General features: G+C 64.5%; 11 protein-coding genes. 8 read left to right on the plus strand and 3 right to left on the minus strand.

Annotation, left to right across the window (positions count from 1 at the left end):
* Nucleotides 1-34 precede the first annotated feature (34 nt).
* The gene (locus ACKLLE_RS11515) at nt 35-1,348 is read right to left on the minus strand and encodes a glycosyltransferase (protein ID WP_420058000.1); all 1,314 of its coding nucleotides are present in this window, start codon (nt 1,346-1,348) and stop codon (nt 35-37) included.
* 145 nt (nt 1,349-1,493) lie between these two features.
* Here ACKLLE_RS11515 and ACKLLE_RS11520 point away from each other — a divergent pair, with 145 nt between their 5' ends.
* Nucleotides 1,494-2,282, plus strand: a complete 789-nt coding sequence (locus tag ACKLLE_RS11520) for an aspartyl/asparaginyl beta-hydroxylase domain-containing protein (protein ID WP_420058001.1) — start codon at nt 1,494-1,496, stop codon at nt 2,280-2,282.
* Between the two features lie 27 nt (nt 2,283-2,309).
* On the opposite strand, the gene ACKLLE_RS11525 is transcribed toward ACKLLE_RS11520, so the two are convergent.
* Nucleotides 2,310-2,540 carry an HP1242/YdcH family protein gene (locus ACKLLE_RS11525; protein WP_009399582.1) on the minus strand — a complete coding sequence of 77 codons (231 nt, stop codon included), beginning with the start codon at nt 2,538-2,540 and terminating at the stop codon, nt 2,310-2,312.
* Nucleotides 2,541-2,652: 112 nt separating this feature from the next.
* Between ACKLLE_RS11525 and ACKLLE_RS11530 the strand changes: the two genes are divergently transcribed.
* The 5 genes from ACKLLE_RS11530 to ACKLLE_RS11550 all read left to right on the plus strand — a co-directional run bounded on the left by ACKLLE_RS11530 (nt 2,653) and on the right by ACKLLE_RS11550 (nt 7,376).
* On the plus strand, nt 2,653-3,018 hold the full coding sequence (locus tag ACKLLE_RS11530) for a 5-carboxymethyl-2-hydroxymuconate Delta-isomerase (protein ID WP_009399581.1): 366 nt from the start codon (nt 2,653-2,655) through the stop codon (nt 3,016-3,018).
* Between the two features lie 196 nt (nt 3,019-3,214).
* Nucleotides 3,215-4,849 carry a phosphoethanolamine transferase gene (locus tag ACKLLE_RS11535; protein ID WP_420058003.1) on the plus strand — a complete coding sequence of 545 codons (1,635 nt, stop codon included), beginning with the start codon at nt 3,215-3,217 and terminating at the stop codon, nt 4,847-4,849.
* Nucleotides 4,850-4,957: 108 nt separating this feature from the next.
* Nucleotides 4,958-6,091, plus strand: coding sequence for a ribonuclease D (gene rnd / locus ACKLLE_RS11540; RefSeq protein WP_279896884.1), 1,134 nt, complete (start codon nt 4,958-4,960; stop codon nt 6,089-6,091).
* Complete coding sequence (locus ACKLLE_RS11545) at nt 6,088-6,381, plus strand: YcgL domain-containing protein (protein ID WP_009399578.1); 294 nt, start codon at nt 6,088-6,090, stop codon at nt 6,379-6,381. The genes rnd and ACKLLE_RS11545 overlap by 4 nt, the downstream gene beginning before the upstream one ends.
* A 62-nt stretch (nt 6,382-6,443) precedes the next feature.
* Nucleotides 6,444-7,376, plus strand: a complete 933-nt coding sequence (locus ACKLLE_RS11550; RefSeq protein ID WP_420058004.1) for a D-2-hydroxyacid dehydrogenase — start codon at nt 6,444-6,446, stop codon at nt 7,374-7,376.
* Between the two features lie 94 nt (nt 7,377-7,470).
* Here the strand turns inward: ACKLLE_RS11550 and ACKLLE_RS11555 are convergent, their stop codons facing one another.
* Nucleotides 7,471-8,064, minus strand: coding sequence for a nitroreductase family protein (locus ACKLLE_RS11555; RefSeq protein WP_420058005.1), 594 nt, complete (start codon nt 8,062-8,064; stop codon nt 7,471-7,473).
* A 154-nt stretch (nt 8,065-8,218) separates the two neighbouring features.
* On the opposite strand from ACKLLE_RS11555, the gene ACKLLE_RS11560 reads away from it, so the two are divergent.
* Together ACKLLE_RS11560 and ACKLLE_RS11565 are read left to right on the plus strand one after the other, a co-directional pair.
* Entirely contained in the window at nt 8,219-8,668 is a 450-nt protein-coding gene (locus ACKLLE_RS11560; protein WP_009399575.1) for a YcgN family cysteine cluster protein, read from the plus strand.
* 36 nt (nt 8,669-8,704) lie between these two features.
* On the plus strand, nt 8,705-9,925 hold the full coding sequence (locus ACKLLE_RS11565; protein ID WP_420058007.1) for a hypothetical protein: 1,221 nt from the start codon (nt 8,705-8,707) through the stop codon (nt 9,923-9,925).
* Nucleotides 9,926-9,980 lie beyond the last annotated feature (55 nt).

Here is a 9,980-nt window from a genome sequence, read left to right on the forward strand (position 1 = left end):
GTCCTGTTCATCGGGGCCCCTTGGCACCTGATGCTCACAAGGGTTTGTCGAATTCATGCCGGGTCCAGAAGTCCTTCATGATGCCCCAGCAGCGGCGTGACTCGCCTTGTGCTGCAGCGCCGAACACTACCTGGGTCTGTTCGCCATGGATGCGGAAGCTGCTCAGTGGCCGCACCAGATACACGGTATTGCCGCGCAGTGCGAGGTTGAGGAAGATCGCCACGTCGGACGCCCAGGCGATCGGCTGCTGGTCCACCGACATGAAGTCCGGGGTGACGTCGATCATGTCGTCGCGGCGGAACATCACCGTGCTCGGCTCGCCGATGAAGTTGAGCTGCGACAGCATCAACGCGGTGCCCATGGACAGGCCCTCGATCATCGAGTCGGCAGCTACCGGTGCCTGGGTCGCGGGAATATCGGCCAGCGGTGCGCCGAACCCGTCGATGCGCTGGCGCTTGGAGGTTGCCAGGGTGATGTCCGGGTAATCGCGGAAGGTCCCGAGCAGGCGCTCGACGCATTCGATGTCCAGGAGGTCGTCGTCGTTGAGGAACTTGATGTACTCGCCGCGGGCCTGCTGCATGCACAGCACATGGTTGAGGCGGCCGATGTCCTTGCCCGCGTCGGGGTTGCGCACATAGCGCAGGCGCGGGTCGAAGCGGGCATAGTCGGCGACGATGGTCTCGATGGCGTCGCTCGGGCAGTCGTCGCAGACCAGGACTTCGATATTGCGGTAGGTCTGGTTCAAGGCGCTTTCCAGGGCCTGGTGCAAATGCTCGGTCCGGTAGGTCGGCATGACGATGCTGACCAGCGGCTCGGCATCAGCGGCGAGCTGGCGTTGCGGTTTGCGGAATTCCAGGACCACCCGGCCCGCCGCTGCGCTTTCCAGGCCGCCCAGGTTGGCGTCGCTGCTGTGGCCCGCAGCGATGCCGTCTACCGGGACCAGGCCGACCATCTTGCAGACACGGGTCAGGTCGTCACGGTCCCAGGTCCAGGCGTGCTGGCGCAGGGCACGGTTCAAGCGCTCGCCGCGACCGATACCGGGTGTTTCGGGGTGAGCCCGATCAGCCACGTAGTCATCCACGAGGGCCTGCAGGTCGCTGGTCACCAGGCGCAGTACGCCACCCGGCTGCAGGACACGGCGGCATTCGAGCAGCAGGCGGATACCCTGGTTGCGATTCAGGCGCTCCAGCAGATGCGCGCTGTAGATCCCCGGCACCGTGCCGCGCTCCCAGGGCAGGGCAGCACCCGGATCGAGCTGGTAGTCGGCATGGGCGGCCTCCAGGTCGATATTGAAGAAGCCCTGGCGTGGGTGATCGGGGCAACCGAGGTTCAGGTAGATGGACTGCATGGGGTTCGCTTCGAAAAGAGTGCCTGGCCAGTGTATCGGCCGATGGGGTGTAAACATGATCCTTGCGGGGGAATCCTGCAACTGGCAGGGTGATGGCGTTTTGCTCCAAGACAAGATGTGACAGCCAATGGAATCGGAGTCGCCCATGCAACCCGTGCAACGCAGCCGCCCCGGCTTTTCCCGATTGCCCCTGGTCATCGACCCGGTGTCGATGCTGGCTGCCCTGGCCGACCTCGACGACACCCTTTGGCAACCCCATTTCAACCGCGATTACTACCAGGGTGACTGGAGTGGCGTCGGGCTGATAACCACCGAGTCCCAGGTGGCGCTGGTGCACGGCGAGGGCCCGGCGATCAAGCGCCAGCCGTGGCTGGACGATCCACGCTGGGCGCGGGGCCTGGCCGGGCTCGAGGTGGAGATCCGCAACGCCCGTTTGCTGCGCCTCGGCCCCCACAGCCATATCCGCGAACACCGCGACTACGATCTGGGTGGCCCGGAGGCCGACATGCGCCTGCATGTGCCGTTGCTGGCGCCGGAGGAGGTGGATTTCATGCTGGAGGACCAGCGCGTGCCGATGCGTGCCGGGGAGTGCTGGTTTCTCGACCTGTATCGCCCGCACAGCGTCAACAATCATGGCGACAGGCCGCGCATCCACCTGGTTATCGACTGCCGTCCTGGCCCTTGGGTGGACGCGGCGATCGACGCGGGGCTGGCGACCACACCGGCCGCCGGCGAGGGTCGTTTCAACAGGGCCTATGCCGGGTTCACCCGCTGGCTGGAGCAGCATCCACAGCAGGCAGCAGCACTCGACCCGCTGCAGGATCGCGAGGTGCTGATCAGCCGCATTCTGGAGCTGGGCCAGGCCCAGGGCTTCGTGTTCGGGGCGGACCAGGTGCGGGCGGCGCTGCGTCGGCAGCGTCAGGTGGTGCGCTGACACCGGGGCGTCAGCGCGGGGGCGGGGTCAGGCGGATTTCACCAGGCTGGCGATCTTGTCCTTGATCTCCAGGCGCTCCTTGCGCAGCCGGGTGACGATGTCATCTGCGGCGGCGCTCTGTTCGGCTTCGACGACCTCCTTGTCCTTTTGCAGGTAGCGGGTTTCCAGCTCCGCCAGGTGGGCACTGCCTTTCTTCAGCGCCTCGAATTCTTCCGCGGTCACTCCCAGGTCGGCGTACAGATTGTGTTTGACCGGCATAGCTTCAACTCCTCAGTCAGGTCGGGGCATGAACCTTCAGCGTAGATGCCTTTGCCGTGTTGGACAGTCGGGGTTAGTCTGTCGGATCTATTTCCGCGACCGGTAGTTCCCCATGCCCCAGCTTCATCTGGAATACAGCGCCAACCTGCGTGACCTCGATACCGACAAGGCCCTGCTGCGCCTGAACAGCGCCCTGGTTGCCAGTGGCCAGTTCGGCGACGAGGTGGATATCAAGAGTCGCGCCGTGGCCCATGAAACCTTTCGCGTCGGCATCGCGCCTGTCGAGCGTGCCTTCGTCCATGTAAAGCTGGCGCTGCTCAGCGGTCGCTCGCCGGAGATCAAGCGCCAGTTGTCCGCCAGCCTGCTGGAGGCGCTGAAGGATGTGCTGGCGGTCCCGGCCGGTATCGATACGCAACTGTGCGTGGAGATCCTGGACATCGATCGCGATTCTTACGCCAAGGTCCGTTTCCCTGCCTGAAACCGGTTGGCCAGGCCGCCGTTTGCGAACGGCGGCTGAAGGTGAAAATCCCGCATTAATAAAAGTTCATTCCAGGCCATCGTTTGTTGGCGTTTTTTTCACGGAAAATTGATGAATGGCTGCTTAAAGTCCACCCCGCGAACAACCTGATGTCGCAAAGACATCAGCGGATGGATCTTTTTATAAGCGAATCGTCATGCTGAAACTCAAGTCGTTGCGTCCCGAATGGGTGACGCTGCTGGCCAGCGCCTACCTGTTGATCGGCTTCAACTCGGTACTCTGGGAGCACATTTCCACGGTGTTGCAGGGGGACGCCCATGCCGTGCTGCTGCGCCTGGCTTTCGGCGTGCTGCTGCTGTGCGCCTTCAATATCGTGCTGACCCTGCTGGCGTTTCGCAAAGTTCTTAAACCGGTATTGGCCACGTTATTCATCATCAGTGCCGGCGTCGCCTATTTCATGAGCCAGTACGGCGTGCTGATCGATATCGGCATGTTGCGCAATACCGTGGAAACCAATGTCACGGAAGTGCGTGACCTGCTATCGCTGAAGTTGTTCGTTCATATCCTGCTGCTCGGGGTACTACCGACCTTCATCCTGCTGAGGACACCGATCCGCTTCCGCAGCCTGCCCCGCGAGCTGTTGCAGAAACTCCTGGTCGTGCTGGCCAGTGCGGCGTTGCTGGCTGCCGTGGCCATGGTCAATTACCAGGGGCTGGCCTCGCTGTTTCGCAATCACCATGAGCTGCGCCTGATGATCGTGCCGAGCAACTACATCGGCGCCTCGGTGAACTACGCCCGGGAAAAGGTCGGGGTCGCCTCGCAGCCGTTCCGCAAGATCGGCGAGGATGCCACGCTGGCCCCTGCCTGGGCCGGCCATCCACGCAAATCCCTGACGGTACTGGTGGTGGGCGAGAGTGCCCGCGCCGAGAACTTCGGACTGCTGGGCTACAACCGCGATACCACGCCGCAACTGAGCAAGGAGCAGGGCTTGCTGAGCTTCAGCAATGTCACCTCCTGCGGCACCGAAACCGCGGTCTCCGTGCCCTGCATGTTCTCCGGAATGACCCGCAAGGACTACGACGCGGCCAAGGCGAAGAATCAGGAAGGCCTGCTCGACATGCTGCAGCGTGCCGGCCTGGTGGTGGAATGGCGCGACAACCAGTCGGGCTGCAAGGGCACCTGCGACCGCGTGCACGTCGAGGACGTCAGCAATTTGAAGGACCCGGCCCTGTGCGCCGACAACGAATGCCACGACGAAATCCTGCTCAAGGACCTCGCCGCGCGTATCGACGATCTCAAGCAGGACACCGTGCTGGTCCTGCACCAGATGGGCAGTCACGGTCCGGATTACTACAAGCGCTACCCGGCGTCGTTCGAGCGCTTCACCCCGGTTTGCCGCAGCAACGCCCTGAACCAGTGCGACCGCCAGAGCATCGTCAACGGCTATGACAACACCTTGCTGTACACCGACCACGTGCTGGCCTCGCTGATCGATGTGCTGCGCAGCAAGCAGGACCAGGTCGACACGGCGATGATCTACCTCTCCGACCACGGCGAATCCCTGGGCGAGTACAACCTGTTCCTCCACGGCACGCCCTACATGCTGGCCCCCGAGCAGCAGAAGCACGTGCCGATGCTGGCCTGGTTCTCGGACAACTACCGCAAGAGCTTCGGCGTCGATACCGACTGCCTGCAACAGGGCCGCGACCGGCCGCTGAGCCAGGACAACCTGTTCCACTCCATGCTCGGCCTGCTGCAGGTGCGGACCTCGCTGTACAACCCGCAACTGGACCTGTTCGCCGGCTGCCGTCCGGTCCAGGCATCACTGTAAAAGCGCGGCACGGGCTCGCCGCCTACTCTGGAAAGGCTACCGTCGAGCGGTTTCCCGGCGGTGGCCCGTGCCGTATATACTGCGCGCCATTGTATGTGGGAGAGCCTTGTGGCCATCGAAATTCACTGGATTACCGACGACAGCGCCCTGGCGGAACATTGCCGGCAATGGCGTCAACTGCCCTTCGTGGCCCTCGACACCGAGTTCATGCGGGTCGACACCTTCTACCCCAAAGCCGGTTTGATCCAGGTCGGCGATGGCCAGCGTGCCTTCCTGATCGATCCGCTGCTGATCAACGACTGGCAGCCCCTGGCCGGCCTGCTCGAAGACCAGGGCGTGACCAAGGTCCTGCATGCCTGCAGCGAAGACCTCGAAGTCCTTGCCCGCCTGACCGGCAGCCTGCCGGTGCCGCTGTTCGACACGCAACTGGCGGCCGGCTATCTCAACCTCGGCTTTTCCATGGGCTACTCGCGCCTGGTCCAGGAAGTGCTGGGCATCGAACTGCCGAAGGGCGAGACCCGTTCCGACTGGCTGCAACGCCCGCTCTCGCAAACCCAGGTCAGCTACGCCGCGGAAGACGCCGTGCACCTGGCCGAGCTGTACGAGCGCCTGCGCCCGCAACTGAGCGACGACAAGAATGCCTGGGTGCTGGAGGACGGCGCCGAGTTGGTGATTCAATTGTGCCGGGAAATCGACCCCTACGAGCTGTACCGCGACGCCAAGCTGGCCTGGAAGCTGTCCCGGGCCCAGCTTGCCGTGCTGCGCGAGCTGTGCGCCTGGCGCGAACTGGAAGCCCGCGAGCGCGACGTGCCGCGCAACCGCATCCTGCGCGAGCATGCCATGTGGCCGATCGCCCGGACCCAGCCGGACAACCTGTCAGCCCTGGCCCGTATCGAAGACATGCACCCGCGCACCATCCGCCAGGATGGCGAGTTCCTGCTCGACCTGATCAAGCGCACGGGCAACCTGCCGCCGGAAGAATGGCCGCCGGCAGTGCCCGAGCCGCTGCCGATCGAAGCCGCGGCGCTGCTGAAGAAACTACGTGCCATCGGCCAGGCCGAGGGTGAACGCCTGAACATCGCGCCCGAGCTCATGCTGCGCAAGAAAACCCTCGAGGCGCTGCTCAAGAGCGGCTACCCCGACGGACCGTACCAATTGCCCGACTCGCTGCGCGGCTGGCGCCGCGAGCGGATGGGCCAGGCCCTCCTCGACTGCCTGGCCGATGCCGGAGAATCCGCTTGAAACGTATCTGTTCGATTTACCGCAGCCCGCGCAAGCCGGGCATGTACCTTTACCTGCTCAAGGCCGATGGCCTGAACCGGGTGCCGGATGCCCTGTTGCCGCTGTTCGGCACGCCGCAGCACGCCTTCGACGTCGTGCTGACCCCGGAGCGCACCCTGGCCAGCGAGGACATCGCCAAGGTCTTGGAAAACCTCGATAGCCAGGGCTTCCACCTGCAGATGCCGCCTGCCGAAGAGGAATACATCGAGCACCTGCCGGACGAATTGCTGCGTCGCAACGATCCGGTCTGATCCCGCCCTGACGGGGCCGGTCCCGACCGGCCCTCCCGCCGTTCTGCAAGGTTGTAATCGATATGCGCGTTCTGATCGCCGAACAGGATCACGCTCTCTATGCCCGTCTGCTGCGCGAGGCATTGCCCGAACTCGAAGTGCTCACCAGCGGTGATTCCGCCGAATTGTCGGCGCAGGCAGCGCAGTGCCCGGTCTGGCTGGGCCAGCCCGACCTGCTGGCCTCCCTGCTGCGCCAGGGGCACCGCCCTGGCTGGGTGCAGTCGACCTGGGCCGGCATCACGCCGCTGCTGGCCGAGGGCCTGCCCCGCGAATACCGGCTGACCCGGGCCGTGGGTATCTTCGGCCAGGTCATGGCCGAGTACGTGCTGACCTACATGCTCGGTCACGAGCGTGAAGTGCTGACCCGCCTGATGAGCCAGGTCGAGCGCAAGTGGGACGGGCGTCCGGGACGCAGCCTGGACGGGCGTCGGGTGCTGATCGTCGGGACCGGTGACATCGGCTGCGAAGTGGCGCGTTTCCTCATGCCGTTCGGCTGCACGCTGTATGGCATCGCCCGTTCGCCCCGCCCGCTCGAGCCCTTCATCGAAGTGGCCGGGCTGGACGAGATCGGCCGGCTGGTGGGGCAGGTGGACTATGTGGTCAATCTGCTGCCGGATACCCCGGCGACCCGCGATATCTATGACGCTGCGCTGTTCCAGCGCTTCAACCCGGATGCGTTGTTCATCAACGCCGGGCGCGGTGTGGCGGTGGTCGATGGCGACCTGGTGGCGGCGCTGACCAAGGGCCATCTGGCCGGGGCGGTGATCGATGTGTGCCGCCAGGAGCCGTTGCCGCGCAATCATCCGTTCTGGACCGCGCTAGGGCTGCTGCTGACCGGGCACAGCTCGGCGCCGACCTCGCCGGCGGCGATGGTGCGGTTGTTCGTTGAGAACCTGGGGGCTTACGGGCGGGGCGACGGATTGCGCGGAGAGGTCGATTTTTCGCGGGGCTATTGAGGCCGCTATCGCCGGCAACGCCGGCTCCCACAAGGTTCGGTGGTGTACTCGATACCTGTGGGAGCCGGCGTTGCCGGCGATCAGGCCATAAGGCTTACAGGGTGAAGTCACCCTCGGCCGCCAGCTCGTTCAGCGGCCGGCGCGGGCTCGGTACTTCACGGGCCTGCAGGTACTCGGCCAGGGTCGCCTTGTCACCCAGCTTGCCGATCGCCACTGCCGCGTGCAGGTCATAGCCCTCGGGGATCTTCAGCTCCTTGCGGGTCAGTTCCTGATCGAAGCCGGCCATGCCGTGGGTGTGCCAGCCGCTGATGCTTGCTTGCAGCGCCAGGTGCCCCCAGGCCGAGCCGGTGTCGAAGGTGTGCCACAGGGCCGGGGTTTCCTCGCTGGCGCCCGGTGCGGTGAAGGTGGTCTTGGAGATCACGACCACCAGTGCCGATGCATGCTGCGCCCAGCTGCGGTTGAATTCGTTGAGCAGCCCCAGGTAACGCTCCCAGTTCGGCGTATCGCGGCGGGCGTAGAGGAAGCGCCAGGGTTGCGAGTTGTAGGCCGAAGGCGCCCAGCGCGCGGCCTCGAGGAAGCTCAGCAGGGTTTCTTCGGGAATCGGCTCGCCGGTGAAGGCACGGGGCGACCAGCGCTGGATGAACTGTTCATGGATGGCATAGTCAGCGATACGAGGGTTGGCGCTCATGACGGATTCCTGGACAGGGGCGAGAACTGAAATGGTTTGCAAAACTACAACTGTCGGCCACACCCTGACAAGCGGTCTGGCAAAGGCGCAACGCACGTCCTAGACTGGCGCCGCCCCGCAGGGCCGAAGAATTTTGAAACAGGATCATCGCAACATGCAGGCAAGCTCCGCGCCGTTCTGGACCCGCAAGACCCTCGATCAGCTCGACGCCGCCGAATGGGAGTCGCTGTGCGACGGTTGCGGCCTGTGCTGCCTGCAAAAGCTCGAAGACGAAGACGACAACAGCGTCTACTACACGCGCATCGCCTGCAAATTGCTGGACCTGAACACCTGCCGCTGCAGCGATTATCCGAACCGCTTCGAGCATGTGCCCGACTGTATCCAGCTCACCCCGGGCAAGGCCGACCAGTTCAAGTGGCTGCCGCCCACCTGCGGTTATCGCCTAGTCAGCGAGGGCAAGGACCTGCCGGACTGGCACCACCTGGTCTGCGGCGACCGCGAGCAGGTGCACAAGCAGCGCATTTCGCAGGCGGGGCGCATGCTCAGCGAGAACAGCGTCGCCGAAGATGACTGGGAAGACTATCTGATATTCCGCGCCAGCTAAGCTGGCGCGTTTCGCGTTCGTGCAAGGAGTCGGGCAATGCCTGTGCGTCACCCTCTGGCGTGGGTCCTGTTGCTGCTGGCGAGCGATGCCGCCTGGGCCAGGAAAGTCGATCTGGATTACCACGTGCGCCTGCTGCCCCAGAGCGGCCAGGCCGAAGTGCGCCTGACCCTGGCCGATGGCGCCCAGGTGCGCAGCCTGGATTTCGACCTGGGCAAGGAAGGCCTGTATAGCGATTTCAAGGCCGACGGTCCGTGGCTACCGGCGGCGGACCGCCAGCGTGGGGTCTGGCAGCCGGCGCCGGGCAAGTCCAGCCTGAGCTACAAGGTACGGCTTGATCACAAGCTGAAGAACGGCAGCTACGACAGCCGTATCGCGGCGAACTGGGCGCTGTTCCGCGGTGATGACCTGGTGCCGCCAGCGCGTCTCGACCAGCAGGATGGCACCGAACTGGTGGCTCGCCTGAGCATCGATCTGCCTGCCGGCTGGAACAGCATCGAGACGGCATGGCCGCGGATTGGCAAGCAGCGTTTTCGTATCGACAACGTTTCGCGCCTGTTCGACCGTCCGACCGGCTGGATGCTCGCCGGTACGGTTGGGGTACGACGTGCCCGCCTGGGCGAGACCGAGGTCAGCGTGGCCGGTCCGGTCGGGCAGGGGCAGCGCCGCATGGATGCATTGACCTTGCTGACGTTCGTCTGGCCGCAGTACCAGGCGGTGTTCCCGCGCAATCCAACGAAGCTGCTGCTGGTCGGCGCCCGTGAACATCTATGGCGAGGCGCGCGTGCGGCGCACGACTCCATCTACCTCAACAGTGCCAGTGCGCTGGTCAGCGAAAACGGCAGCAGCCCGTTGTTGCGCGAGCTGGTGCGGGTGTTTGCGCGGATCAACGACCGCGAAGGCAGCGACTGGATCGGCGAGGGGCTGGCGGAGTATTACGCTACCGAGCTGCTGCGTCGTGCCGGCGGGATCAGTGATGACCGCTACCAGGCATTGCAGAAGCGCCTGAACAAGGAAGGCAAGGCGGTGACCAGCCTGCGCGGCGAGCAGGCCAACGCGGCGACCATCGCCCGCGCGGTGTTGCTGTTGCAGGCGCTGGATCGGGAAATCCGTGTTCATACCCACAACAAGCAGTCGCTGGACGATCTGGTGCGGGCGTTGATGCGGATGAACAGTGTCAGCACGGCGGAGTTCGTGCAGTTGGCCGAGAGTGTAATGGGGCGGGAGTCGGAGGTTTTGCGGACTCCGCTGCTTCAGTGACCGCCCTTCAGGGCCCTATCGCGGGTGAACCCGCTCCCACAAGGTACGCGTAACC

Source organism: Pseudomonas bharatica, from assembly GCF_048586865.1.
Classification (GTDB): Bacteria; Pseudomonadota; Gammaproteobacteria; order Pseudomonadales; family Pseudomonadaceae; genus Aquipseudomonas; species Aquipseudomonas bharatica.

What these genes read in the sequence shown, in the direction of transcription:
- ACKLLE_RS11550 (WP_420058004.1), top strand. Translation starts at nt 6,444, where the DNA reads ATGCGCGTTCTGATCGCCGAACAGGATCACGCTCTCTATGCCCGTCTG.
- ACKLLE_RS11520 (WP_420058001.1), top strand. Translation starts at nt 1,494, where the DNA reads ATGCAACCCGTGCAACGCAGCCGCCCCGGCTTTTCCCGATTGCCCCTG.
- ACKLLE_RS11535 (WP_420058003.1), top strand. Translation starts at nt 3,215, where the DNA reads ATGCTGAAACTCAAGTCGTTGCGTCCCGAATGGGTGACGCTGCTGGCC.
- ACKLLE_RS11530 (WP_009399581.1), top strand. Translation starts at nt 2,653, where the DNA reads ATGCCCCAGCTTCATCTGGAATACAGCGCCAACCTGCGTGACCTCGAT.
- ACKLLE_RS11525 (WP_009399582.1), bottom strand. Translation starts at nt 2,540, where the DNA reads ATGCCGGTCAAACACAATCTGTACGCCGACCTGGGAGTGACCGCGGAA.
- ACKLLE_RS11565 (WP_420058007.1), top strand. Translation starts at nt 8,705, where the DNA reads ATGCCTGTGCGTCACCCTCTGGCGTGGGTCCTGTTGCTGCTGGCGAGC.
- ACKLLE_RS11555 (WP_420058005.1), bottom strand. Translation starts at nt 8,064, where the DNA reads ATGAGCGCCAACCCTCGTATCGCTGACTATGCCATCCATGAACAGTTC.
- ACKLLE_RS11515 (WP_420058000.1), bottom strand. Translation starts at nt 1,348, where the DNA reads ATGCAGTCCATCTACCTGAACCTCGGTTGCCCCGATCACCCACGCCAG.
- ACKLLE_RS11560 (WP_009399575.1), top strand. Translation starts at nt 8,219, where the DNA reads ATGCAGGCAAGCTCCGCGCCGTTCTGGACCCGCAAGACCCTCGATCAG.